We start from the raw sequence: 23,970 nt of genomic DNA, 5'->3' as shown, positions 1-23,970 counted from the left end.
CCTTCAAAGGTATTAGAACCATTCCAGCGCCCCTTTTCGCCAGGCATACAAAAACCCAACCACCAGGATCAACAAGAATAAGACTCCTTCAATAATGGCGTAAAGGGGTAAGAGCTGGTACGCCACTGCCCACGGGAACAGCAAGACCGCCTCAACATCGAAAATCAAGAAAACAAGGGCAAAGACGTAATATTGAATTTTAATTTGCGTCCAATTAGGGCCTACGGTTTCAACCCCGCATTCATAGGTCGAATTTTTTATTGGATCCGGTCTTTTTGGAGAGAGAATACCTGCGATGAAAATTGTGAGTGCTGGCATCATCAGTGCTACCAGCGCAAAGATTCCGATGTACAACCAGTTTCCCAGCATACATGCTCCTGCGAGGTCTAAGGATCCAGGGATTAATGGTAATCTTTCCCATCCCCACCCAATACATCCATTTTATCAATTTACCCCCTGCTTGTAAAGCAAATCCCCCAAATTTAATTTTTGGCAACTCCTCCTGAATTCTCTTCCAATACAGCATTCTGGTTACGGGCAATCCAAAACCAGAGCAGAGATGCCGCTAGCCCACCGCTGCCAACCACGCGCAGCAACATCCAGCCGAGATCCCCCGGGCTGTTCAAAGTGCTGACCTCAAAGGGATGCGCCAGAATTAATCTGGCTTCCCCTTCGTTTGAGCCATTGTCCCGCACCTGATAAACCCATATCGTGCCCCGGCCGGCATTGCGTTTATAAGGTTTAATGTTCCAGCGGAATATGGTTTCCCTTCCAGCCACAGCCCTCTGGCGTGACTCACCGTGTGGAGAAATCACCACACCATTCATTTCCAGGCGAGCCTGCCATGCCCGCAAATCTCCCATCTCGGCGCTGTCCAGATTAATCTTGAGAAGGAACGAACCACTTTCATCCAGCCTGATCCACCGCGGGTAGAAGATTTGAAAATGGATAAATTGGGGGGTCTGCGTGGATTGCCCTGCATAGATCACAGCCTCATCCACATCAAACCGATTACTTATCAAAGGCGCGGGTAAAAAGGAAACCAAAACTACAACCAAAGATACCATCAAAATGATCCAAGGCAAAACCCACCGTTTCATCCAATAAAGATTTCAACCTCCTCACCGTCTTCTTCATCATTGACTTGAATATGAATCGGTTCCTGGCTCGATAAATTCTTCATCAGTTCATGGAGCATATCTGCCAGATTCTGTTCTCTAACAGTTGGCGGCATCCAGCGTCCAAATGTCCGCAAAAACCAGACCAGAGCATGGACAGGCAGCGGAAAACTGAAAGCTATTTTTTCGGGCTTCGCCCCTTTGCGTTGCCGAATCCGTACGTGCAGCCACAGTGAGTTATAAGACAGCCACATCCCGATAATTCCACTCAGGAAGGGGAACCAGGACAGCCAGAAGCCCCACCCCCATGGGCGGGTCAACCAGCCCAGAACCATCCAAACAGCTGACAAAGATGTCAACAGCACCATCAAGCCGAAGATCACCCACGAAAATCGTCTCCAGCGACGATAATCGGGCGGGGCACTTTTTTCACCGGCCGTTTCGACGACATCAACCTCTTTCACTCTTTCGGTTGCTTCCCCAGGTTGAATAGTCTCCTCAATCAAAACCCGCGGTTGAGCCGTCGAATCTTCCTCAAGCGCATTGATCAACCGCAAACCTTCCTCCGGAGAAATTTCTCCCGCCTCAATTTTTCGTAATAATTCAAGCCGCTCTTCGCTCATTCATGACCTCCACAGGATGGGAACCTGCTGTGTTGTACTCTTTCGACAAGCAAAGTCTTTCACCCTTCTGAAAACCTGCCTTCGAGTGCATCCAGCAGCCGATTGGCTTCCTCGGCCGTAATTTTCTTCTCTCGTAGCAAATTCAGAATAATCAGACGCTCCTCCTCACTGGCCCGCTTGCGAGGAGCAGCCGCCTGGCGCTCGAAATTGAAACTCATTCCCCCAATGTTCAAAAACTCCCCCCGTTCCGCTCTGCGGCTGGCAGCCCGCTCGGCTCGCTCTTGAGCCAGTCTGGTACGTTCTTCCACTCGCCGCATCTTTTCCTGAATACGCTGAGCAATCTGATCCCCTAATCCATCCAGACGCACACCGAATTCCTCTTCAACATTCTCCTCTTCCCATTCCCCCTCCATAATTGCAATAGAACCGCCTGCAGCCAGTCTCAACCGTACACCCCCACCTCCAATGGCACCCTGAAAACGGTGGGTAACTTGCCGGACCGATGATCCTTGCTCCTGAAAGACAATCCGCTCCCCGCCGCTGCTGGCATCCAGTTGATATCCGCTGCCCGACGGAAGCCACAATTTGATACTTCCCCCCGCCGAAGCCTGCAGGTCATTGGAAAATTCAAGCAATTTTACTTTTATGTTTCCACCTGCCCGTAAGGTTTCTGCACGGCTCACGTCCAGTAGCTTGATAGATCCACCTGTATTTTCCACCCTCAAGACCCCATGGATTTCACCCCCCTTAAGGTTTCCGCCAATATTGGTCACCACCAGGTCTCCGTTGATCTTAAACACTTTCAGGTGACCGCCGACATTCCCGCACCGGACTTCACCAACCTCTCGCAGCGTCAGGTGACCACCCACATTTTCAACCTTCAAGTTTCCCGTCAGGTTAATTGCCGACATCGAGCCGTGAACATAATCTACTTGCAGCACTGCCTGCATCGGCACCTGAATCACGGTATCTTCCTCGCAGCGAATCCACCAGCTGCCGTTTTCTTGCCTGACCTGCAAACGGGCTTCATCCTGTACACGAATTTGAATCTGGGGTTGATCCCAGCCGCTCAGTGACAAATGATCTTCAGCCTGAATTCGGATTTTAGGCGCAGGGTCACACGGGATTGTTCGAATGGCCATTGGGTTCTCTCCGGATTTGAATCGGTTATTCCTATCATAACAAATAATCCGAATTTGTCAATGATTTATGAATATAATTTATGTCTTCTTGTCTTTTTATAAATTTTTGTCACAATATTTATAATCAAAAATCAGTTAATACCTATAACATATAAAACCTACAGGATGAATGTCAACTCCTCACCGCTCTCTTTTTGTGATAAACTGAGCAAGAACCCTTCCCAGATTCCCCCTTCAATTCCTGTTGCGGAGGATAATTTTTTCAATGAAACCCTATCCTGTTGAACCATTTCGCATCAAAATGGTTGAGCCAATCCGCCTCATCCCGCCCGATGAACGCCAGAAAGCCATGCAAACCGCCGGATACAACCTTTTCAATCTACGCGCCGAAGATGTGTTTATTGACCTCCTGACCGATTCGGGTACCGGAACGATGAGTCAGGATCAATGGGCAGCCATGATGACCGGGGACGAATCCTACGCCGGAGCCCGGTCTTACTATCGCCTTGCCGATGTGATGCAAAAGATCTTTGGCTTTGAACATTTCGTTCCCACCCATCAAGGCCGGGCTGCCGAAAACATTCTCACCCAATTACTGGTCAAACCCGGCATGTACGTCCCTTCGAATATGCATTTTGATACCACCGACGGTAACATCCGCGCTCGAGGGGGACGGCCAACCAATCTGGTCATTGATGAAGCCTTTGACCCTACCAATCCTCATCCGTTCAAAGGCAACATGGATGTTCAAAAATTGCGTACCTTCATTGAGCAGGTTGGCCCCCAAAACATCCCCTTTGGCAGCATCACCATTACCAACAACGCCGGTGGCGGACAACCCGTTTCCCTCGAAAATATCCGCCAGGTCGCCGAGGTTTACCACCATTACGGCATTCCCTTTTTTATTGATGCGTGCCGATTTGCAGAAAACGCTTATTTCATCAAGCAGCGAGAACCGGGCTGCGCGCATCTTTCCACACTGGAGATTGCTCGGCAGATTTTTGCCCTGGCCGATGGTGCCTGGATGTCCGCCAAAAAAGACGCACTGGTCAACATTGGCGGTTTTTTGGCAGTCCGTGATGATGACCTGTTCCAGCGTATTTGTAACGAACTGATTTTACGGGAAGGTTTTGTAACCTACGGCGGGTTAGCCGGGCGGGACTTGGACGCCATGGCGGTTGGCCTCATGGAAGGTCTGGATGAGGAATATCTGGCCTACCGCATCGGGCAAACGGCTTATTTTGCCGATCAATTAAAATCCGCCGGTATCCCGATCATCGAACCGGCCGGTGGCCATGCAATTTATCTGGATGCGGGTCGGTTTTTACCCCACATTCCCCATGCCGAGTATCCCGGTCAGGCACTGGCTGCGGCACTATATCTGGAAGGCGGTATTCGTGGGGTTGAGATTGGTTCGGTCATGTTTGCTTACCCCGACCCCGACAGTGGAGAAATGATTTACCCCAAATTAGAACTGGTTCGGCTGGCTATTCCGCGCCGCACCTATACCCGCAGCCATTTTGATTATATCGTGGAGGTTTTGAAATCCCTGACCGATCAACGCGAAACGCTTCGCGGTTATCGCATCACTTATGCGCCACCACTGCTGCGTCACTTTACGGCCCGTTTTGAACCTTTGTAGGAGGAAACCATGCAAAAATACCATCCTTTCCATCGGATCGTTGGAATGCTGATCATTGCGTCCTTATTAATCGGTGGCTGTGCACTGCTCTCACCTGCCCAGAGTAAAACCGTGACGTTGGAAGGCGAGGAACGGGAAGCCGTGCTGGAATACGCCGCTCCGATGGGTGAAAACCTGATCGCCGGCCTGATCAACCGCGATTACCCAACCTTTTCCAAAGACTTTGACGCAAACATGCAAAAAGGCATGGACGAGGCAGCCTTCGAGAAGCTTCTTTCAACCCTGACCGACAAACTGGGCGCCTACCAGTCCCATGAAATCAGTCAGGTGCTTCAGGATGAAAAGTATACAATTGTGATTTACCGCCTGACTTACGAGAAAGACAATCTCGTTACCATGCGGATTGTCTTCAACCGTGCCGAGCCTCATCTGATTTCCGGCCTTTGGTTCGATTCACCGGAATTGCGCAAAAAGTAATCAGGACATCCGTTTGGCTTCATCCCACCAGTGATCCATCTCATCAAGGCTCATGGAGGTGAGCTGCCTGCCGGCCTGACGGGCTCTGGCTTCGATGTGCGCAAAACGCTGGCGAAAACGCCGGTTGGCTGCTCGTAAAGCACTTTCTGCATCTACCTTATACCAGCGCGCCAGATTGACCACTGCAAACAATAGATCACCCAGTTCTTTTTCCCTTTCAGCATCGTCCTTTGCTGATTGAACTTCGTTGATCTCTTCAAAGACCTTGTCCAACACTGGTTGAATCTCACTCCAATCAAACCCAACCCGGGCCGCCCGGCTTTGAATCTCCTGTGCCTGCGAGAGTGCCGGTAAACTCAACGGAACACCGTCCAGAATGCTTTTCGGCTGATCCTGTCCGTTCATTGCCCGCTCTTCATCTTTCAACTTTTGCCAGTTGCGCAGCACACCCTCCACCCCGCTGACCTTGACCTCACCAAATACATGCGGATGGCGGCGGACAATTTTGCGATGAATCCCTTGAATCACCTCTGCCAGAGAAAATTCACCCTCTTCAACCGCAATTTGTGCGTGAAGAACAATCTGCAGCAATAGATCCCCCAATTCTTCACGCAGGGCATCCGCATCCTCATGATCCAGCGCTTCAATGGCTTCATAGGCTTCTTCGAGCAGGTACTTACGCAGAGTCAGGTGGGTTTGTTCCCGGTCCCATGGACAACCATCTGGCGCACGCAGCCGTGCCACTACTTCTTGAAACGCCTCTAACGAGGTATCCGCTCCCAAGGCCGGGACAAACAAGGCCGTCATCAATCCCAAATGAGGGCTGCGGTCAATCTCATACAACATCAAATCTTCCACAATTTGATGACGGGTACCGGCAGCATGAACCAGCCTGACCCGAAACTCATCCGGATAGACCGCATTCAACGCCAGTTTGACAGCCGAGGCCGTCATCTGATTGTAAATTTGTGTAATCAACGCTGGCATATCTGGCGCAAAGCCGGGGGTATGCAGTCTTCCAATTTCAAGGGCATCCAGCAGCGCAAGCCGCGGAAAAGGATCCATCTGCAAAGCGCTGAATACCGGCTCCAAAAACGACATCCCTTCAATAATCCGAACCGCAATCCCCTGCTGAGTGGCGCGGCGGACAATCTCCGGAGCCGTGGCTTCTGCCACAAAAGGATGACCGGGTACTGCGTAGGTTATACCCTGCGGTTGCCGGCCCATTTGGAGGACTTCTTCTACGATTGCCTCATACACCGCCTCGAAGGTGTCTCTGGTTTCGTATAAGTAATCGAAGGAAACGATCTCCAGGCTTTTCGGCAAACTGGTTACCAGCGGATGATGGCGGGTGCGCAGATACAGGCGGTCAATCTGGCTCAACCACTCCCATGCCTCTCGGGTCAGGTGACGGTCTTCACCCGGCCCCAGCCCCAAAATGACAATCCCGCTTTGATTTTGTGGAATATCCATAAAGAGGCTCCCTTGTGGTAGAAGTAATCACCTCAAAAACATTGCAGAGCAGCCCTCTACCTGCTTTCAAAAAAACTGGTAGAGGTAATCTGCCCTGCGATTTCATCCACCTTCCCGGCAGGGATGGTGATCGAAAAAGTGCTGGATGTTTAGCGTTTGGTGTAGGTCGGTGCTTTGCGGGCGCGCTTGAGACCCGGTTTCTTGCGTTCCTTAACACGCGGATCGCGGGTGAGCAAACCGTACTTGCGCAATTCATGAACGAAGTCCGCATTCATTTTCGCCAGCGCACGCGCCAGCCCCAGCTGAACCGCGTCGGTTTGACCGGTAACCCCACCGCCTTTTACCACAACCGTTACATCGAACGTTGAACGTTCCTGCTGGGTTGCCTGAAACGGCTTGAGGATGGCTTCCACATCGCCAATCCGGCTGAAGTAATCCTCAATGGATTTCTGATTGACGGTAAATTTACCCGTCCCGCTCATGATGCGCACGCGCGCGGTGGCTTCTTTGCGTCGCCCAACACCTTCGTAATACTGAACAGACATATCTTGCCCACTCCTTTATGCAACAGGCTCTGGCTTTTGCGCTTCGTGCGGATGTTCGCTGCCAGCGTAAATTTTCAAACGCTTGATCAACTTGCGGCCCAGTTTATTGTGTGGCAGCATGCCCCACACTGCAGCCCGGATAACCCGATCAGGATGGCGGTTCAGTTGTTCCCGCATCCCCACAACTTTCAATCCGCCGGGATAGTTGGAATGCTTGTAGTAAAACTTGCTATCCAACCGCTTGTCGGTAACATCCAGTTGCTGCGCATTGATGACCACCACGTAATCACCCATGGCTACGCCCGGCGTGAATGTAGGTTTATGTTTGCCGAGCAGGTAGCGGGCAATTTGGGTCGCCAGCCGGCCCAGATTCTGACCTCTGGCATCCACCAGTACCCACTTTGTTTCAGGTTTTCCTTTTATGACGTATGTCTTATCCACAGTCCTCTTCTCCACTGACAGATAAGGTTTTGATTAACCCTTCAGATTTCAAATCGTCCTCCTCGTATTGCACCCATTCCAGATATAGACCGTTCGGTTTGGCCAGCCCGGGCAACAGGGGCTGTGGGATTTTGAGGGCAGCCTCGAACTGTTCCAATGACAATTGCTGCTGCCCAACCCGGACTTGCAAAAACACCAGTCTGCGCACCATTCGGTAAAGAAAAGCATTTGCGGTGATCCGAAAAGTCCATTCCGTTTGTGCGGTTTGCTGCCACTCTGTCCGGTAAACTCTGCGGATGGTGCTGCCTCCTGGTCGTAAAGGCGAACCAAATGCCGCAAAATCGTGTTCACCGATCAGCCGGCTGGCAGCCTGATGCAGAAGTTCAGCCTGCACCGCTGGCCAGACCCGCCACATGTAGCGCTCGCGCAGTGGATCCCGCTCCTCCTGACAGTACAGACGATAGAGGTATTGGCGGGCAAGGGCATCGTAGCGCGGATGAAAATCATTCCGAACCATCTGCACCCTGCGCACCGCCACATCCTCAGGAAGCGAGGCGTTCAACGCTTTCAGCAACTGCTGGGGGGTATGTCGCCAGTTCAGGTCGAATGCAATGACCTGACCAAGGGCGTGTACCCCGCTATCGGTTCGACCGGCATACAGGATACTTTCGTCCTGCCAGCCCAGTGAACGCAGCGCTGCCTCAACTTCAGCCTGCACCGTCCGGTTGCTTCCCTGTCGTTGAAAGCCCTGGAAGTGGGTGCCGTCGTAGGCGATGATAACCTGGTAACGTGCCATCCCGAACCGGAATTCAGACCGGCGGGCTCTTAATCCTCAACCAGTTCAAGCAGAACCATCTCGGCAGCATCACCCTGCCGCGGCCCCAGCTTGAACATCCGCGTATAACCGCCATTGCGATTGGCGTAACGCGGCGCAATTTCGTCAAATAATTTCTTCACCACAATCGGGTCGCCCAGGCGTGCCGCAACCAGCCGGCGGGCATTGACCTTATCCAGGTCGCTGCCATTGGCGCTTCGCCTTGCAATGGTGATCATCCGCTCGGCTTCGCCGCGAATCGCCAGCGCTTTGGCACGGGTGGTTTTCATCCGTTCGTGAGTAAAGAACTGTTTGATCAAAGTCCGGCGCAATCCCTTGCGCTGATCCTTTGACCGTCCCAGTTTAAAACCAGCAACTTTATGGCGCATAATTCCTTACTCCGTCTCGTTATCGTTTGGCAGGAACCCTTTTTCCCGCATTTTCTGGCGTAATTCATCCAGACTCTTCTCACCAAAGTTTCGGATTGACATGACCGCTTCACTGCCTTTTTCAAGCAGTTCCAGCACATCACCCACCGTGGTAATGCCGGTGCGTTTGAGAGAATTGAACACCCGCACCGATAAATCGAGATTTTCGATGGGTGTTTCGGCGGCTTCACTGGTCAAACGGCTGCCACTGATCTCGCGTTCCGGCACGACCGTAAAGACCTCTTCGCTGATGCCGGAAATCAGCCGCAGATGATCAATCAAAATCTTGGAGGCTGTTCCCAAGGCGCTTTCGGGCGAAATGGTGCCATCTGTCCAGATTTCCAAAATCAACCGTTCGTAGTTGGTATTTTGTCCGACCCGGGCAGAAGCCACATTAAAGTTCACTCGCCGTATCGGGCTGAAAATGGCATCTACCGGAAGTTCACCAATCGGCAGCCGGCCGCTGCGATCACCCGCTGGTGAATAGCCCCGACCGCGCTCAACCGTCATGTCAATTTCCAGCCGGGTGCGGCTATCATCCACCGTGAACAGATAAAGATCCGGATTGACGATCTCCACCTCGGCCGGCACTTGAATATCTGCCGCAGTGACCGTGCCCGCCCCGCGAACATCCAGATGGAGGTGAGAGCTTTCCACATCGTGCAGCACCAGGCGCAGCTGCTTGATTTGCAGCATGACCTGAATCACATCTTCCCGAACACCGGGGATGTCACTGAACTCATGCAGCACGTCCGAAATCCGGATGGAAGTAACCGCTGCCCCTTCCAGCGACGACAGCAGGACCCGCCGAAGTGCATTGCCAAGGGTGACGCCGTAGCCGCGTTCCAGCGGGCTGATAACGAATTTCCCATAGTTTCGAGCCTCGTCTTCGCGCTCGATTTTCGGTTTGACCATATTGGTTATTACAGACAAGGTTCACCCCTTTCTGATGCACAGCTACAAAAATTAGCCAAACAGGACAACGGCATTACCTCGAGTAGTACTCAACAATCAACTGTTCGTTGAGATTGCCGTCAATTTCAGCCCGTTCGGGCAAGCGCAAGACCCGCCCGCTCAAGGAACGCACATCCCGTTCCAGCCACAATGCGCAATTGCGCTTTTCTGCAAAATCCGGCAATTCTTTAAAGAACGGCTTGGCACGGGAACCTTCCCGCACTTCGATCTTGTCGCCGGGTTTGAGCAGCATAGAAGGAACGTCCGTGCGCCGCCCATTGACCAAAAAGTGACCGTGCGTTACTAACTGGCGCGCCTGAGCGCGGTTTTCCGCAAACCCCATCCGAAAGACCACATTATCCAGGCGCAACTCAAGGGTTTGCAGCAGGTTCAAACCGGTCAGACCCCGTTTTTTCAAAGCCACATTGAAATAACGGCGGAACTGTCTTTCCAGAATGCCGTAGGTACGGCGGGCTTGCTGCTTGGCGCGCAACTGTCGGGCATAATCCGACATCCGCTCGTTACCGCCCCGTCCGGCGTTTGCCCGTCCGTGTTCGCCAGGGGCAAAACCACGCCGTTCAAAAGCGCATTTGGGGGTGAAGCAGCGCTCGCCCTTCAAAAACATTTTGAATCCTTCTCGCCGGCAGAGTTTACAAACCGGACCAATATATCTCGCCATAACTTCCCTCTCTTGGTTAAATTAGACGCGGCGTTTCTTGGGAGGCCGGCAGCCGTTATGCGGCACCGGTGTAACGTCCGCAATGGAGCGCACCTTAATTCCCATCCCTTGCACAGCCCGAATCGCCGATTCGCGGCCTGGACCGGGACCCTTGACGATGATATCCACTTCCTGCACACCCATTGCCTGTGCGGCTTTGAGCGCCTGTTCGGCTGCCAACCGTGCCGCAAAGGGAGTGCTCTTGCGGGAACCCTTGAATCCGGCTGAACCGGCGCTTGCCCAGCAGACAGCATTGCCCTGCTGATCCGTTACCGTCACAATGGTATTATTGAACGATGCATAAATATGTACCTGCGCTGAGGACAGTGTGCGCTTCACCTTTCGGGGAGCGCTTGACCGGCGCGCTGATCTTACATTTTGTGCCATATTTCCTCGCTATCAACCTCGATTTCTTTCAGAGTACAGCGTTTTGATTAAACCGGTTTGGGTCAGGCTGACCAGCCGCGGGGGCGGGAAGGTACCCCAGATCAGCCCTTCCCCTCGCCGGATTATTTCTTGGCTGCTCCACGGCGGCGACCACGTCCCGCCACAGTCTTCTTGGGGCCTTTGCGTGTACGAGCGTTCGTGCGCGTTCGCTGTCCGCGAACCGGCAGGTTGCGGCGGTGACGCAGACCACGGTAGCACCCAATTTCGATCAGGCGCTTGATATTCATCTGCACTTCACGCCGCAAATCACCCTCAACTTTGTAGTTTTGGGCAATGTAATCACGCAAAAGGTTCACATCCGTTTCGGTCAGGTCTTTGACCCGCGTATCCGGATTGACTTTTGTATCCGCCAGGATCTTGCGCGCCCGGGTTGGGCCGATCCCATAAATATAGGTCAGTGCAACTTCAACGCGCTTGTTGCGTGGTAGATCAACACCTTCAATTCTCGCCATGACTGATTACCCCTGTCGCTGCTTGTGCTTTGGGTTTTCACAAATGACATACAACTTGCCACTGCGCCGCACAATCTTGCACTTTGCGCATCGCTTGCGAATGGATGGTGAAACTTTCATGATTGATTACTCCTCATCATTCCTTACTTCAACAGCCAAAGTTTCAATTATACCTGATTTTTACCATTTCGTCCAGGTTTGCTGCCGTCTTTTAAAAGGGTCAGGATGCGCGGGCCATTTTCCGTAATGGCTACCGTGTGTTCAAAATGAGCCGTCGGTAATCCGTTTCGGGATACCACCGTCCACTGATCCTCCAGTACCCGGGTTGCCGGTGAGCCAATCAACACCATCGGCTCAAGCGCGATGGTCATACCCACCCGCAACAACATGCCGCGACCAGGGCTGCCGTAATTCGGCACCTGCGGGCCTTCGTGCATCTGCCGCCCAACCCCGTGGCCGGTATACTCACGGGTGACATGGAGACCGTGGCTTTCGACATACTGCTGAATCGCAGCAGAAACATCCCCAACCCGGTTGCCTGCCACCAGTTTTTCTATGCCAACGTACAAAACTGCTTCGGTAACTTCCAGCAGTTTTTGTACCTGCGGTGAAACTTCACCAATCGGAAAGGTAATGGCCGAATCGGCTACAAAACCCTCATACACCGTTCCACAATCCACCGATACGATATCCCCTTCGCGCAATTTGCGGCGCGGATTGGGAATGCCGTGCACCAACTCCTCATTAACACTGATGGTCGTGCTGGCAGGATAGGGATACGGCCCGGGGTAGTTCAAAAAAGGAGAATAAACTCCATATTTTTTAAGTACCTCTTCGGCGGCAGCGTTCAGATCGGCTGTGGAAACACCCGGACGAGCGATATCATGGGCTGCCTGCAGGGCTTCGGCATTGATCTGCCCGGCAATCCGCATGATTTCCAGCTCCTGAGGCGACTTAATCGTGATCTGGCGTTCCCACGTCATTTCGCAAACACCTGTTCAGGCAATGGCTTCCAACAGTTGACGGGTCACTTCCTCAATGGGCTGGGTCCCGTCAATTTCCACCAGAAGTCCGGCCTGCCGATAATGCTCAATCAGCGGGCTGGTTTGCTCCAGGTAGACTTTGATCCGCTTTTCCACCGTGGCCGGCTGATCATCTTCACGCTGGTATAACTCACCACCGTCATCATCGCACACACCGGCCTTTTTAGGTGGATTATAAACGCTGTGATACACCTTGCCGCAAGTGCGACAAGTCCAGCGGCCGCTCAAACGTTCGATCAACACCTCAGCAGGAACCGAGATATATGGAACGCTCACCACTTTCCCGTCCAGCTCTTTCAACATCGCACTGAGGGCTTCGGCTTGAGCCGGGGTTCGCGGAAAACCATCCAGAATCGCACCATTTTTGCAATCAGGGCGGCTCAACCGCTCACGAATCATGGCAATGGTGACGTCATCCGGCACCAGTTCACCGCGATTCATGTAACCTTGAGCCAGTTTGCCCAACTCAGTTTGATTTTTTAGATTTTCCCGGAAAATATCGCCGGAAGAGATGTGCGCCAGACCGGTTTTCTCTGCCAAAACCTGCGCCTGTGTACCTTTTCCCGCACCGGGAGGACCGAGAAGTACGATAAAGCGTCCCATCGGATTATCCCTTGATCAGATTCTCATCGTACCCGTGCAATTTCAGCTCGGTTTCGATAATGGTAAAGGTATCCCGCACCACACCGACCACGATCAGCAAGCCAGCCGCCGAGATGAGGAACAACCCGGCATTCCTGGCCGAAGCCGGCAGGAAAGCGTGCATGATGTAAGGAAGCACCGCCACAAAGCCAAGGAAGAAGGCTCCCGGCAGTGTAATTCTCCGCTGAACTTTGGTCAGGTATTTTTGAGTGGCGGGTCCACGCAGGACACCCGGAATTTGGGCACCCTGTCGTTTGAGCGTTTCTCCGTAATTCTGTTGAGCAAAGAGAACATCCGTGTAGAAGAAGGTAAACGCTACGACCATCAGGAAGTACATTACCGCATACCAGGCGCCCTGCCCGCTGAAGGTGTTGTAAATTCCGCTTGCCAGACTGGCCACCCAAGGGGTCTGGGAATTGACAAAGTAGCTGGCCACGATCGCCGGGAAGAGCAAGATGGACTGGGCGAAGATCAGCGGGATCATGCCGGCCATGTTGATCATCAATGGCAGATTGCTGCGCACCGGCATGGACATCCGATTGCCAACCCGCCTTCCGGGGAATAGCACCGGTACATTGCGCCGTCCCTGCTGGACAAAGACAATCGCAAAGATCACCAGCACCAAAACAACCAGGATCAACAGGGTCAGCCACCACGCGTTCTGCCGATCACTCCACAGACTGATCAGGTTGGAGGGAATGCCCGCTACGATTCCGGAGAAAATGATCAACGAAAGACCTTGATTGGGAATACCATATTCGGAGATCAATTGCCCCAGCCAGATGCCCAGCATTGTGCCAGCCATCATGCTGATCAGGGTCGTCAGAGTTGGCAACAGGGAAGCCCCACTGAACCCATAGGTGTAGCTCAACACCGTTTGCCCGGTTTGCCCGGCGAGCGAGTTGAAGATGTTAATCTGCCCGATTGCCGAAAGCAGTGCCATCGGCACAGTCAGAATAATCGTCCATTTCTCCATCCACTTCTGGCCTTCGCGGGGGTTTTCCTTCATCTTCCGTTCCAGTGCCGGAATGATCGGCACCAGTAATTGCAGAATAATCTGCGCGGTGATGTAGGGATAAACCCCCATGGCCAGAATGGAGAACCGTGAAATCGTACCGCCAGAAAGCAGATCCAGCAGGCCAAACAGCGTACCCGCTGCTCCGGGTGCCTGAACGATGCTTCGAATCACCTCGCGGTCAATTCCCGGCACGGGAATATTGGCTGCCAGCCGGTAAAGCACCAGCAGCAACAAAGTGATTAAAAGCTTCTTGCGAATATCTTCCGATTTCCATAAATAACGCCATGCTGACCGCTTCATGCGTTGGTCTCCTTAACTACAGCCCTTCAGGCGATGATTTCCACCGAGCCGCCGGCTGCTTCAATTTTAGATTTTGCCCCTTTGCTCACCCGCTGCACCCGCACTTTGAGCGGGATGTTCAGGTCGCCGTTGCCGAGAATGACAACCGGGTTATTGGGTTTATGAAGCAAATTCTTTTCAGCCAGCGTTTGTGGATTGACTTCCATGTTGGCTTCAAACTTTGCAGCCAGTTGACTCAGGTTGACTTCGTTGTATTCAACCTGCACAGGAGGGGTAAAGCCCTCACCGCGCATGAACGGCAGCCGACGGTAGAACGGGAGGTTACCGCCCTGACGGTACAGGTGGCCGCCCTCCCCGGAGCGGGAGCCCTGGCCTTTGGTACCGCGGCCGCTGGTTTTGCCTTTACCGGCGGAAATACCCCGCCCAACGCGTTTGCGGTCTTTTCTGGCGCCTTCGTTTGGCTTCAGATCATTCAATTTCATTGCTCTACCTGCTCTTCGATTTTGACAAGATGATTGACTTTTCGCAGCATTCCCCGCAGGGTCGGCGTATCCTCATGGATCACCGTCTGGTTGAGACGTCGCAGACCCAGCGCGCGAATGGTCGCTTTATGCTGCTCCGAATAACCGATTGCGCTTTTCACCCATGTGATGCGCAGCATCTTGGGAGATTGCTTTTTCTCAGCCATTCTTCCTCCGTTCCCAGAAGGGCAGCAATTCTTTAGCGGGCTTGCCGCGTTTTGCTGCCTCTTCTTCGGGCGATTTCAACTGGCTCAGTGCATCAAATGTGGCCTTAACCACATTCAAAACATTGGCACTGCCCATTGATTTGGTCAGAATGTCGCGAATGCCAGCCGCTTCCAACACCGCGCGCACGCCGCCCGCAGCGATCACACCCGTTCCGGCTGAAGCCGGTTTCAGCAGCACTTTCGCCCCGGATGTCTTTCCAACGACCTCATGCGGGATGGTCGTGCCAACCATCGGCACAGGCCGCAAATTTTTATGAGCGCGTTCGGTGGCTTTACGCATAGCATCCGGCACGGCGTTGGCTTTCCCAACGCCCAAACCGACATTTCCATGGTTGTCGCCAGCCACTACCGTCACGCGGAATTGGAAGCGGCGGCCACCCTTGACAACTTTTGCCACGCGGGCAATTTCAATCACACGCTCATCGTATTGCTGTTCGTAAGTTGAGTAATCCATCATCTCCATAGTCAGGCCTCTTTCGTTGCTTCCTGTTCAGCCTAGAATTCCAGGCCAGACTCACGGGCAGCTTCAGCCAGCGCCTTTACGCGGCCGATATAGCGGAAACCGCCCCGGTCGAACACCACACGGGTGATGCCTTTTTCTTTGGCGCGCCTGGCAACCAGTTCACCCACCAGACGGGCTTGTTCGGTTTTGGTTTTACCCTCCACCTTGCCGCGTAATTCGTGATCAATTGTGGATGCTGCTGCCAGCGTGTGCCCGGCTTCATCATCAATCACCTGTGCATAGGTTTCGGCCAGGCTGCGGAAAACTGCCAGACGCGGACGATCCGGCGTGCCGCTGACATGCTTGCGCACGCGACGATGGCGGCGAATTCTCGCTTCAGAACGACTTAATTTAGCCATGAGCACTCACCTATTTCTTGCCTTTACCGGCTTTGCCGGCTTTTCGGCGGATTTTTTCACCAAGATAGTGAATCCCTTTCCCATGGTAGGGTTCGGGTGGTCGAATTTTACGGATATCGGCAGCAACCTGCCCCACCAACTCCCGGTTGTATCCCATCACCTTGATCTGACGGGTTTTGGTATCCACATCAAACGAGATACCTGCCGGGGGTTCAACAATCACCGGGTGGGAATACCCCACAAACAGCTTCAGGTTTTGTCCTTCCATCTCGGCGCGATAACCCACGCCATCAATTTCCAGCACTTTGGTAAAACCTTCGCTGACACCGGTTACCATATTCTGGATTAATGCTCGGGTCATTCCATGCAGCGCCCGGACTTGCGGTTCCTCAGATGAACGGCTAACGGCGATTTGTCCATTTTCGAACTTAATGGAGATCACCGGCGAAAACTCGCGTTGCAGTTCACCCTTCGGGCCTTTGATATGCACCGAAGAACCATCCACCGTCACCTGAACGTTTGCAGGAACGACCACCGGTAAGCGACCAATACGAGACACGTCTATATACCTCCTTTACGCTTTCCGGCCTACCAGACCTTGCACAGGATTTCGCCGCCAACATTGAGTTGACGGGCACGCTGTCCGGTCATCACACCCTTGGGCGTGGAAAGAATGGCAACACCTAAACCAGAAAGCACCCAGGGAATATCCTGTTTACGGGTGTAGATGCGTCGGCCCGGGCGGCTGACCCGCTCCAACCCGGTAATTACCGGGCGGCGCTGGCGGCGTTCGCCCACGTACTTCAAGCGAATGCGCAGGGTTTGTTCGTGAGGTTTTTCACCGCTCACCACTTCGTAGGATTCGATAAAACCCTCTTCCTTCAAAACCCGGGCAATTTCTGCTTTGAGTTTGGTGCTTGGCATGGCAACCACCACCTGACCGTTCATGATGGCGTTGCGCATGCGGGTTAACATATCAGCAATTGGATCATTCACACTCATGCCTACCTCCGGCCTGGAACTACCAGGATGACTTGGTTACGCCGGGGATCTTCCCTTCAAGAGCGAGCTCCCGGAAGCAAATTCGGCACAGCCCAAAACGACGCAGGTAACCTCGCGGGCGTCCACAACGTTTGCAACGATTACGCACCTGAACGGCGTACTTGCGGCGTTGTTCACGATACATCATACATTTCTTTGCCATACTAATCCTTCCTGAAAGGCATCCCAAGCAATTGCAGCAATTTGACAGCCTGATCATCGGTCGGCGCTGTGGTTACAATGGTAATTTCCATACCGCGCACCTTATCCACCTTGTCGTATTCGATTTCCGGGAAGATGATCTGTTCCCGTAAACCCAGCGTGTAATTTCCGCGTCCATCAAAGGCCTCAGCCGAGACACCCCGAAAATCACGCACCCGCGGGAGCACAATGTTCATCAAACGGTCAAGGAATGACCACATTCGCTCCCCGCGCAGGGTGACCATTGTGCCGATGGCGCGCCCTTCACGCAGTTTGAAAGCCGCAATACTCTTACGGGCCTTGGTAATGACCGGTTTCTGGCCGGTAATTTTTGCCAGATCACCACTGGCGGCTTCCAGTGCTTTGGGATTATCCAGCGCTTCGCCCAGGCCAATGTTGACGACCACTTTGGTAATGCGGGGTACCTGCATGACATTGTGAAGCCCCAACTCCTTCATCAATGTCGGCACCACTTCTTTTTGATATTTTTCCTTCAATATGTTCATTGACTCGCTCCCCGATGGCTTATTCGTCTATGGCGGCGTCGCATTTTTTGCAAACCCGCAATGCTTTGCCATCTTCGCCGCGGGAAACTCCCACCCGTGTGGCTTTGCCGCACTTCGGGCAAACCAGCATCACGTTGGAAAGATCAATGGGTGCCTCAAAGCGGATTTTGCCGGGCGAAATGTTGCGTCCCTGAGCCTGTACCTGACGCTGATGCTTGGTGCGCAAGTTGACTCCCTGCACCACCACCCGATTTTCCTTGGGCAATACCCGAATGATCTCGCCGCGTTTTCCTCTATCTTCAAAGCGGCCGCTTATCACTTCGACCGTATCCCCTTTACGAATCTTCATCTTCATGGCTTCGCTCCTGTTTCCTTGCATTAGATCACTTCCGGCGCAAGCGAAACGATCTTCATAAAGCCTTTTTCACGCAATTCGCGAGCCACAGGGCCAAAAATCCGGGTGCCTTTGGGGTTCTGGCCATCGTTATCCAGAATGACGGCTGCGTTATCATCGAAGCGGATGGTTGAACCATCCTCCCGCCGCCATTCTTTGGCGCAGCGCACAATTACTGCCTTGACGATATCGCTCTTCTTGACCGAGCCCTGCGGTGAAGCGGACTTCACCGTGGCAACCACAATGTCACCCACACGCCCATAGCGCCGGGTTGAGCCGCCCATCACATGGATGACCAACAGCTCGCGTGCGCCTGTGTTATCGGCAACTTTAAGTCGGGTTTCATGCTGAATCATCCTTTACGCTCCTTCCTCCGCGGGCAATTCCTCCATCGGTTGCCCCTGGCGTTTGAGGATGGATTGAACCACCCAGCGTTTGTCGCGCGAGATGGGTCTGCTTTCCACTACCAGCACTTCGTCGCCAATTTCACACCCCAATTCATCATGCGCTTTTAACTTCATGGAAGCGTGAACCACTTTTTTGTAGAGCGGATGCTGGTAGGTTCGGGTCACTTTTACGACTACCGTTTTTTGCATTTTATTACTGGTGACAACACCGGTTAAACGTCGCCGTGTGTTCATTTTTCACCTTCCCGTTGCTGAGAAAGTTCCCGCTCGCGCAGAATGGTCATGTAGCGCGCAATCAGGCGGCGGGTTTGCTTAAGCCGGCTGGTATCTGTCAGTTGACCGGTAACGATTTGAAAGCGCAAATTCATCAGTTCCTGGCGGGCATCTGCCAGCTTGGCTTTCAACTCCTCTGTGGACATCAGTCGAATCTGTTCGGTTTTCATGCTGCTTCTCCTGTCGCCGATTCGTGACGAGCCACGACCTTCGTCTTGATCGCAAACTTGTAAGAAGCCTGGCGCAGAGCCTGTACCGCAACATCCGCGGGAAGCCCGCCCAGTTCGAACATGATTCTGCCCGGGCGGACAACCGCCACCCAGTATTCCACATTACCCTTCCCCTTACCCATGCGTGTTTCGGGGGGTTTTTGGGTGTAGGGTTTATCGGGAAAGATGCGAATCCACACTTTTCCTCGCCGGCGCATTGAGCGCACCAGCGCACGTCGGGCGGCCTCAATTTGCCGGGCGGTAACCCAACCGGGTTCGAGTGCTTGCAGACCGAACTCACCGTAGATCAATTCCGCTCCACGCAGGGCTTTTCCCTTCATGCGTCCGCGTTGCTGCTTGCGCCATTTGACACGTTTTGGCATCAACATAATTGCTTACCTCTCTTCATTCCGTCTGGGGACAACCCAGCCCAGGATTACTCGCTGATATAGACACCTTCGGTGACTTCTGCTTTTTCCTCTTCGCGAGGCAAAACTTCACCCTTGTAAATCCAAACCTTGACGCCGATTTGTCCGTAGGTGGTCAGCGCTTCCGCTCGGGCAAAGTCAATATCCGCGCGAATGGTTTGCAGAGGCACTCTTCCTTCACGCAGCCAGACACTGCGCGCCATTTCGGCGCCGCTCAAACGGCCAGCCACCTCAATTTTGATTCCCTGAGCGCCCTGACGGATTGCCTGCTGTAAGGCACGTTTCATGGCGCGGCGGTAGGCCACACGCCGTTCAATTTGACCGGCAATGTTCTGCGCCACCAGATAGGCATCACAATCAGGCAGTTTGATCTCTTTGATTTCCAGATCAATCTTTTTCTTGGTCAGGGCTTCCAGATCCTGGCGAATTTTCTTGACGGTTTCACCCTTGCGCCCAATCAGAATGCCGGGTTTGGCCGTATGAACAATCACCTTGACCTTGCCGGGGAAACGTTCAATTTCAACTTTCGAAATGGCTGCCCGGTCAGCATCCGCGAAGATCATTTTGCGGATTTCAAAGTCTTGATGCAGTTGTTCGGTGTACTCACTGCCATCAGCGTACCAGCGACCTTCCCACGGTTGGTGGACGCCCAGACGAAATCCAATTGGATGAACTTTTCGACCCATAATTTCTCCTGGTTTCTCCTTGCCGGCTGCCGGTTGAAGTCAGGCACGCCGGACCAAAATCACCTTATTCACGCTCCCGCAAAACCACAGTCACATGCGAAGCGCGTTTGAGGATCGGCTTGAACCGACCCCGCGCGCCAAACCGTCGCCACTTGCGCGTTGGGGCTTCATCCGCCACAATCTGATAAACAAACAGGTTGTTGCGGTCAATTCCAAAGTTCTCCTCGGCGTTGGCAACTGCTGAAGCCAACAGTTTGCGGACAGGCCCTGCCGCGCCTTTGTTGACGAACTTGAGCGTGTCCAGCGCTTCAACCGCCGGCCGCCCGCGCACCAGGTCAATCACCAGACGCACTTTCTGGGCGGATACCGGACAATAACTCAACTTGGCTCGAATATCGTTTGCCATTGCGACTTACCTCTTAGAGGATTTTTCCGCCACATGCCCGCGGAAATGGCGGGTAGGCGCAAATTCACCCAGGCGGTGGCCGACCATGTTTTCGGTGATGTAAATCGGCACATGCCGGCGGCCATCATGGACGGCAATGGTGTGTCCCACCATTTGTGGGAAGATGACGCTTGCCCGACTCCACGTGCGAATGACCTTCTTTTCGCCGCGGGCATTCATCATTTCGATTTTCTTTAACAGTTTCGGGGCTACAAACGGGCCCTTTTTCAATGAACGTGACATATCTCGTCCCTCTTTCTCGGTGTTACCAATCCTTCAAACCACACCGCTTAGCGTTTGGCTGCACTGCGGCGGCGAACGATGTATTTATCCGTCGTCTTATTGCGGCGGGTTTTGTAACCACGAGTGGGTTTACCCCACGGACTCTTCGGGCCGGGCATACCCACTGGCTGACGACCTTCACCACCACCATGGGGGTGGTCGCGTGGCGACATGGCCGTACCACGCACGGTTGGGCGAATGCCCAGGTGGCGTTTACGTCCGGCTTTACCCAGTTTGATATTGCCGTGGTCAAGATTGCCAACCTGTCCAATCGTCGCATAACACACCTGACGCACCAGCCGCACCTCACCCGAAGGCAGACGGATTTGGGCAAAATCGCCTTCCTTTGCCAGCAACTGCGCTGCAGCCCCTGCCGAGCGCACCAGCTGACCGCCCCGCCCCGGATACAGCTCAATGTTGTGAATCATCGTACCGACCGGGATGTTTGAGATGGGCAGACTGTTACCGGGGCGAATATCCACACCCGGACCCGACACGACGGTATCGCCAACCTTCAGCCCAACCGGTGAAAGGATGTAGCGTTTTTCGCCATCCGCATAAACCAGCAGGGCAAGGCGTGCAGTCCGATTGGGATCGTATTCAATCGCCGCCACTTTGGCAGGTACATTCAGTTTGTTTCGTTTGAAGTCCACCAACCGGATATAACGGCGGTTACCGCCGCCCTGATGGCGGACAGTCACCCGTCCCTGATTGTTGCGGCCGGCATGTTTTTTGCGAATCACCAGCAGCGAACTTTCCGGGACAGTTTTGGTAATTTCTTCAAAGGTATAACCGGTCATGCCACGCAGACCGGGGGTTACCGGTTTGTAAATCTTAATCGCCATTATTCAACCCCTTCAAAGATCGGAATTCTGTCTTCGGGCGCCAGGGTGACAACGGCTTTTTTATAAGCCGGGTTACGCACCACAACGCGTCGGCTGCGCGCCCGGCGGGTGCGCTTGGCGGGTACATTGATGATGTTGACCCGCAACACCTTCACGTCAAAAATCTGCTCGACCGCATCCTTCACCATGGTCTTGGTGGCATCTTCGGCCACTTCGAACACATACTGGTGCAAGCGGTTGACCTGATAATTGGTCTTTTCGGTCACCAACGGGCGGCGGAGTACTTCATAAATCGTCGTCATTTAAACCTCCTACCTATCCCAAATAGCTCTTAATCACATCCAGCGCCGCCAATGGCATCACAACCTTATCGAACTTGAACAGGTCGCGGATGTTGAGATAAGACGCCAGTAAAATTTTGGTTTCCGGAAGATTCGCCGTCGAAAGAATGACGTTCTCGTACGAATCTTTCTGCGGGATCAATACCAGTGCGCTGGCATCACCCACCAGGGTATTCAAGGCCTTTGCCATCAGGCGGGTTTTCGGTTCAGCCACAGCCAGCTCATCCACCAACACGATGGAAGATTCGGAGGCTTTTACCGAAAGGGCTGAACGCAAGGCTGCCCGACGCATTTTTCTCGGCATTGAAAGCGTGTAAGCGTGTGGGTGCGGAGTGTGAATCCGACCGCCGCCCTTCCATTGCGCTGCCCGAATGGAACCCTGCCGCGCCCGTCCAGTGCCTTTTTGGCGCCACGGCTTGCGTCCGCCGCCGGCTACTTCGTTACGGGTTTTGGTATCGTGCGTTCCCAGGCGTGCGTTCGCCATCTGACGTACATACGCCTGATGCATCAAGTCCAGATTAATTGGGGCAGCAAAGATCGCTTCAGGCAATTCCACCTGCTTGACCTTTTGGCCCTCCATATTGAAGACATCTACTAACATAGTTCCTTCGCTCCGTCAGTCCAGGTAAAGTCGCGATGCATCTTACTGCTTGCGCGCCTCTTTGATGATCACCAAACCGCCGCGCGGGCCCGGAACCGCTCCACACACGCCGATCAAGTTTCGCTCGGCATCCACCAGCACCACCTTCAAGTGCTGCGCGGTCACACGCTCATTGCCCATATGACCGGGTCCGCGCGAACCCTTGAAGACACGGCCGGGGGTCGTTCCGGAACTGCGGGAACCAGGCGCACGATGACGATCCGATTGACCGTGGGTCTTCGGACCACCACGGAATCCATAGCGCTTGACACCGCCCTGGAAACCTTTTCCCTTACTGGTACCAACCACGTCCACACGCTCACCAACGGCAAACGCTTCGACGGTGACCGTTTCCCCTTCCTTCACGTCAGGGTTTTTGGCGCGAAACTCGCGCAGAAAACGCAGCGGAGGCAAATTAAGACCGGAGCGCTTCAAATGACCCAGCTCTCCGCCGGTCAAACGCTTCGGCTTAACTTCCCCATAACCCAATTGGACAGCAGAATAGCCGTCATTTTCAGGCCGTCTTATCTGGGTAACGTAGCATGGCCCAGCTTCGATAATTGTGACAGGAACCGCCACACCTGCATCATCGAAAATCTGGGTCATGCCGATTTTCTTCCCGATCAGCCCTTTAAACATCTCTTTTGTTCTCCTTAATCTTTCGAAGGTTTTTTCAGGACTGTCAGCCTGGGCTTGGCTGCATCATCCCGGTCCGCCCGGCAGTCAGTGCCTTGCTGCGTCAGTTCGGATTTTGTTCTGCGCCCACAGAGACACTCTTACCCGGCCTTTTGTTGGCGTTGGCTGAGATCAGCCTTTCCGCCAAAACCGCACTATTATAATCCAACTTTTTTAATTTGACCAGAGTTGGTGCATGTTCTTTTTCGGGGGATTTTTTCGGGCGGGCGTAACCCGCCCGATTCTCACCCCAAAAAATCAAATCTTGATCTCGATATCTACACCGGCCGGCAAATTGAGCCGCATCAGCATGTCAATCGTCTTTGAGTCCGGGTCGAGCACATCAATCAAGCGATTGTGGGTCCGAACTTCAAAATGCTCGTGTGAGTCCTTATCAATGAAGGTCGAACGCCGAACCGTAAAACGCTCAATCCGGGTAGGTAGAGGCACCGGCCCAACAACCTGCGCGCCGCTGCGTTCGGCTGTTTCGACAATCCGCTTTGCAGATTGATCCAGAACACGGTGGTCGTACGCTTTCAGACGAATACGAATTCGTTGCTTTGCCATCTTGCTACACCTAATCCAGAATCTTGGTAATCACACCCGCGCCGACGGTCAAACCGCCTTCGCGAATGGCGAATTTCGAACCCTGTTCCAGCGCCACCGGCACGATCAATTCCACTTCCATGTTGACATTGTCGCCCGGCATCA

41 protein-coding genes are annotated in these 23,970 nt (G+C 53.4%); 2 read left to right on the top strand and 39 right to left on the bottom strand.

Annotation, left to right across the window (positions count from 1 at the left end; all coding sequences use genetic code 11):
• Positions 1-12: 12 nt before the first annotated feature.
• The 4 genes from AC812_RS12810 to AC812_RS12795 form a co-directional block, all read right to left on the bottom strand.
• On the bottom strand, positions 13-369 hold the full coding sequence (locus AC812_RS12810; RefSeq protein ID WP_061915370.1) for an NADH-quinone oxidoreductase subunit A: 357 nt from the start codon (positions 367-369) through the stop codon (positions 13-15).
• 113 nt (positions 370-482) lie between these two features.
• Positions 483-1,067: a hypothetical protein gene (locus AC812_RS12805; protein WP_145962536.1), complete on the bottom strand. Its 585-nt coding sequence runs from the start codon at positions 1,065-1,067 to the stop codon at positions 483-485.
• A gap of 29 nt (positions 1,068-1,096) precedes the next feature.
• Positions 1,097-1,741: an SHOCT-like domain-containing protein gene (locus AC812_RS12800; RefSeq protein WP_061915364.1), complete on the bottom strand. Its 645-nt coding sequence runs from the start codon at positions 1,739-1,741 to the stop codon at positions 1,097-1,099.
• A 59-nt stretch (positions 1,742-1,800) separates the two neighbouring features.
• The gene (locus AC812_RS12795; RefSeq protein WP_061915362.1) at positions 1,801-2,883 is read right to left on the bottom strand and encodes an SHOCT-like domain-containing protein; all 1,083 of its coding nucleotides are present in this window, start codon (positions 2,881-2,883) and stop codon (positions 1,801-1,803) included.
• Between the two features lie 265 nt (positions 2,884-3,148).
• Between AC812_RS12795 and AC812_RS12790 the strand changes: the two genes are divergently transcribed.
• Positions 3,149-4,525 (top strand): tryptophanase, encoded by a 1,377-nt coding sequence (locus AC812_RS12790; RefSeq protein ID WP_061915359.1) that lies wholly within the window; start codon positions 3,149-3,151, stop codon positions 4,523-4,525.
• 9 nt (positions 4,526-4,534) lie between these two features.
• The gene (locus AC812_RS12785) at positions 4,535-5,002 is read left to right on the top strand and encodes a DUF3887 domain-containing protein (RefSeq protein ID WP_061915356.1); all 468 of its coding nucleotides are present in this window, start codon (positions 4,535-4,537) and stop codon (positions 5,000-5,002) included.
• Here AC812_RS12785 and yabN read toward each other — a convergent pair whose 3' ends face one another.
• The 35 genes from yabN to AC812_RS17240 all read right to left on the bottom strand — a co-directional run.
• Positions 5,003-6,475, bottom strand: coding sequence for a bifunctional methyltransferase/pyrophosphohydrolase YabN (gene yabN, locus AC812_RS12780; RefSeq protein WP_061915354.1), 1,473 nt, complete (start codon positions 6,473-6,475; stop codon positions 5,003-5,005).
• A gap of 149 nt (positions 6,476-6,624) precedes the next feature.
• The gene (gene rpsI / locus AC812_RS12775) at positions 6,625-7,020 is read right to left on the bottom strand and encodes a 30S ribosomal protein S9 (RefSeq protein WP_061915351.1); all 396 of its coding nucleotides are present in this window, start codon (positions 7,018-7,020) and stop codon (positions 6,625-6,627) included.
• 15 nt (positions 7,021-7,035) lie between these two features.
• The gene (rplM, locus tag AC812_RS12770) at positions 7,036-7,461 is read right to left on the bottom strand and encodes a 50S ribosomal protein L13 (RefSeq protein ID WP_061915348.1); all 426 of its coding nucleotides are present in this window, start codon (positions 7,459-7,461) and stop codon (positions 7,036-7,038) included.
• On the bottom strand, positions 7,454-8,257 hold the full coding sequence (truA, locus tag AC812_RS12765) for a tRNA pseudouridine(38-40) synthase TruA (RefSeq protein ID WP_061915345.1): 804 nt from the start codon (positions 8,255-8,257) through the stop codon (positions 7,454-7,456). Before truA ends, rplM begins: the two co-directional genes overlap by 8 nt.
• Positions 8,258-8,286: 29 nt before the next feature.
• Positions 8,287-8,664: a 50S ribosomal protein L17 gene (gene rplQ, locus AC812_RS12760; RefSeq protein ID WP_061915342.1), complete on the bottom strand. Its 378-nt coding sequence runs from the start codon at positions 8,662-8,664 to the stop codon at positions 8,287-8,289.
• A gap of 6 nt (positions 8,665-8,670) precedes the next feature.
• A complete protein-coding gene (locus AC812_RS12755; protein WP_082149017.1) occupies positions 8,671-9,636 on the bottom strand; it encodes a DNA-directed RNA polymerase subunit alpha in 966 nt (321 codons plus the stop codon).
• A gap of 55 nt (positions 9,637-9,691) precedes the next feature.
• Positions 9,692-10,336: a 30S ribosomal protein S4 gene (gene rpsD / locus AC812_RS12750; RefSeq protein WP_061915337.1), complete on the bottom strand. Its 645-nt coding sequence runs from the start codon at positions 10,334-10,336 to the stop codon at positions 9,692-9,694.
• 21 nt (positions 10,337-10,357) lie between these two features.
• Positions 10,358-10,762: a 30S ribosomal protein S11 gene (rpsK, locus tag AC812_RS12745; RefSeq protein WP_061915334.1), complete on the bottom strand. Its 405-nt coding sequence runs from the start codon at positions 10,760-10,762 to the stop codon at positions 10,358-10,360.
• Positions 10,763-10,884: 122 nt separating this feature from the next.
• Positions 10,885-11,274, bottom strand: coding sequence for a 30S ribosomal protein S13 (rpsM, locus tag AC812_RS12740; RefSeq protein ID WP_061915331.1), 390 nt, complete (start codon positions 11,272-11,274; stop codon positions 10,885-10,887).
• A 6-nt stretch (positions 11,275-11,280) separates the two neighbouring features.
• The gene (rpmJ, locus tag AC812_RS17250; RefSeq protein ID WP_082149016.1) at positions 11,281-11,394 is read right to left on the bottom strand and encodes a 50S ribosomal protein L36; all 114 of its coding nucleotides are present in this window, start codon (positions 11,392-11,394) and stop codon (positions 11,281-11,283) included.
• A gap of 47 nt (positions 11,395-11,441) precedes the next feature.
• The gene (gene map, locus AC812_RS12735) at positions 11,442-12,257 is read right to left on the bottom strand and encodes a type I methionyl aminopeptidase (RefSeq protein WP_061915328.1); all 816 of its coding nucleotides are present in this window, start codon (positions 12,255-12,257) and stop codon (positions 11,442-11,444) included.
• Between the two features lie 15 nt (positions 12,258-12,272).
• On the bottom strand, positions 12,273-12,920 hold the full coding sequence (locus AC812_RS12730) for an adenylate kinase (protein WP_061915325.1): 648 nt from the start codon (positions 12,918-12,920) through the stop codon (positions 12,273-12,275).
• A gap of 4 nt (positions 12,921-12,924) precedes the next feature.
• A complete protein-coding gene (secY, locus tag AC812_RS12725) occupies positions 12,925-14,277 on the bottom strand; it encodes a preprotein translocase subunit SecY (protein ID WP_061915322.1) in 1,353 nt (450 codons plus the stop codon).
• Between the two features lie 26 nt (positions 14,278-14,303).
• Entirely contained in the window at positions 14,304-14,759 is a 456-nt protein-coding gene (gene rplO / locus AC812_RS12720) for a 50S ribosomal protein L15 (protein ID WP_061915319.1), read from the bottom strand.
• Entirely contained in the window at positions 14,756-14,938 is a 183-nt protein-coding gene (rpmD, locus tag AC812_RS12715; RefSeq protein ID WP_211261486.1) for a 50S ribosomal protein L30, read from the bottom strand. Before rpmD ends, rplO begins: the two co-directional genes overlap by 4 nt.
• Positions 14,939-14,957: 19 nt before the next feature.
• On the bottom strand, positions 14,958-15,488 hold the full coding sequence (gene rpsE / locus AC812_RS12710) for a 30S ribosomal protein S5 (protein ID WP_061915313.1): 531 nt from the start codon (positions 15,486-15,488) through the stop codon (positions 14,958-14,960).
• A 32-nt stretch (positions 15,489-15,520) separates the two neighbouring features.
• Positions 15,521-15,886, bottom strand: a complete 366-nt coding sequence (gene rplR, locus AC812_RS12705) for a 50S ribosomal protein L18 (RefSeq protein WP_061915311.1) — start codon at positions 15,884-15,886, stop codon at positions 15,521-15,523.
• A 10-nt stretch (positions 15,887-15,896) separates the two neighbouring features.
• Positions 15,897-16,445 (bottom strand): 50S ribosomal protein L6, encoded by a 549-nt coding sequence (gene rplF / locus AC812_RS12700; RefSeq protein ID WP_061915308.1) that lies wholly within the window; start codon positions 16,443-16,445, stop codon positions 15,897-15,899.
• Between the two features lie 29 nt (positions 16,446-16,474).
• Positions 16,475-16,888: a 30S ribosomal protein S8 gene (gene rpsH, locus AC812_RS12695; RefSeq protein ID WP_061915305.1), complete on the bottom strand. Its 414-nt coding sequence runs from the start codon at positions 16,886-16,888 to the stop codon at positions 16,475-16,477.
• Between the two features lie 19 nt (positions 16,889-16,907).
• On the bottom strand, positions 16,908-17,090 hold the full coding sequence (locus AC812_RS17245) for a type Z 30S ribosomal protein S14 (RefSeq protein WP_082149015.1): 183 nt from the start codon (positions 17,088-17,090) through the stop codon (positions 16,908-16,910).
• Between the two features lies 1 nt (position 17,091).
• Positions 17,092-17,634 (bottom strand): 50S ribosomal protein L5, encoded by a 543-nt coding sequence (gene rplE / locus AC812_RS12690; RefSeq protein WP_061915301.1) that lies wholly within the window; start codon positions 17,632-17,634, stop codon positions 17,092-17,094.
• Between the two features lie 19 nt (positions 17,635-17,653).
• A complete protein-coding gene (gene rplX / locus AC812_RS12685) occupies positions 17,654-17,989 on the bottom strand; it encodes a 50S ribosomal protein L24 (RefSeq protein WP_114676144.1) in 336 nt (111 codons plus the stop codon).
• A gap of 23 nt (positions 17,990-18,012) precedes the next feature.
• Positions 18,013-18,384, bottom strand: a complete 372-nt coding sequence (rplN, locus tag AC812_RS12680) for a 50S ribosomal protein L14 (RefSeq protein ID WP_061915299.1) — start codon at positions 18,382-18,384, stop codon at positions 18,013-18,015.
• 3 nt (positions 18,385-18,387) lie between these two features.
• Positions 18,388-18,669: a 30S ribosomal protein S17 gene (rpsQ, locus tag AC812_RS12675; protein WP_061915296.1), complete on the bottom strand. Its 282-nt coding sequence runs from the start codon at positions 18,667-18,669 to the stop codon at positions 18,388-18,390.
• On the bottom strand, positions 18,666-18,878 hold the full coding sequence (rpmC, locus tag AC812_RS12670) for a 50S ribosomal protein L29 (RefSeq protein ID WP_061915293.1): 213 nt from the start codon (positions 18,876-18,878) through the stop codon (positions 18,666-18,668). The genes rpsQ and rpmC overlap by 4 nt, the downstream gene beginning before the upstream one ends.
• The gene (rplP, locus tag AC812_RS12665; protein ID WP_061915288.1) at positions 18,875-19,306 is read right to left on the bottom strand and encodes a 50S ribosomal protein L16; all 432 of its coding nucleotides are present in this window, start codon (positions 19,304-19,306) and stop codon (positions 18,875-18,877) included. The genes rpmC and rplP overlap by 4 nt, the downstream gene beginning before the upstream one ends.
• Positions 19,307-19,353: 47 nt before the next feature.
• Positions 19,354-20,031, bottom strand: coding sequence for a 30S ribosomal protein S3 (gene rpsC / locus AC812_RS12660; RefSeq protein WP_061915285.1), 678 nt, complete (start codon positions 20,029-20,031; stop codon positions 19,354-19,356).
• Between the two features lie 64 nt (positions 20,032-20,095).
• Positions 20,096-20,437 carry a 50S ribosomal protein L22 gene (gene rplV / locus AC812_RS12655; RefSeq protein WP_061915282.1) on the bottom strand — a complete coding sequence of 114 codons (342 nt, stop codon included), beginning with the start codon at positions 20,435-20,437 and terminating at the stop codon, positions 20,096-20,098.
• A gap of 6 nt (positions 20,438-20,443) precedes the next feature.
• Entirely contained in the window at positions 20,444-20,719 is a 276-nt protein-coding gene (rpsS, locus tag AC812_RS12650; RefSeq protein WP_061915279.1) for a 30S ribosomal protein S19, read from the bottom strand.
• 47 nt (positions 20,720-20,766) lie between these two features.
• Positions 20,767-21,603 (bottom strand): 50S ribosomal protein L2, encoded by an 837-nt coding sequence (rplB, locus tag AC812_RS12645; protein WP_061915276.1) that lies wholly within the window; start codon positions 21,601-21,603, stop codon positions 20,767-20,769.
• Complete coding sequence (gene rplW, locus AC812_RS12640) at positions 21,603-21,905, bottom strand: 50S ribosomal protein L23 (RefSeq protein WP_061915273.1); 303 nt, start codon at positions 21,903-21,905, stop codon at positions 21,603-21,605. The genes rplB and rplW overlap by 1 nt, the downstream gene beginning before the upstream one ends.
• Positions 21,906-21,918: 13 nt before the next feature.
• The gene (gene rplD, locus AC812_RS12635; protein WP_061915270.1) at positions 21,919-22,545 is read right to left on the bottom strand and encodes a 50S ribosomal protein L4; all 627 of its coding nucleotides are present in this window, start codon (positions 22,543-22,545) and stop codon (positions 21,919-21,921) included.
• Between the two features lie 42 nt (positions 22,546-22,587).
• Positions 22,588-23,223 carry a 50S ribosomal protein L3 gene (rplC, locus tag AC812_RS12630; protein ID WP_061915267.1) on the bottom strand — a complete coding sequence of 212 codons (636 nt, stop codon included), beginning with the start codon at positions 23,221-23,223 and terminating at the stop codon, positions 22,588-22,590.
• A 294-nt stretch (positions 23,224-23,517) separates the two neighbouring features.
• Complete coding sequence (rpsJ, locus tag AC812_RS12620; RefSeq protein ID WP_061915262.1) at positions 23,518-23,826, bottom strand: 30S ribosomal protein S10; 309 nt, start codon at positions 23,824-23,826, stop codon at positions 23,518-23,520.
• 10 nt (positions 23,827-23,836) lie between these two features.
• The coding region (locus AC812_RS17240) for an EF-Tu C-terminal domain-related protein (protein WP_082426480.1) at positions 23,837-23,970 on the bottom strand (134 nt) is incomplete at its 5' end.

The organism is Bellilinea caldifistulae (assembly GCF_001306055.1).
Taxonomy (GTDB): Bacteria; Chloroflexota; Anaerolineae; order Anaerolineales; family Anaerolineaceae; genus Bellilinea; species Bellilinea caldifistulae.
This window is presented reverse-complemented; position numbering and strand designations above follow the sequence as displayed.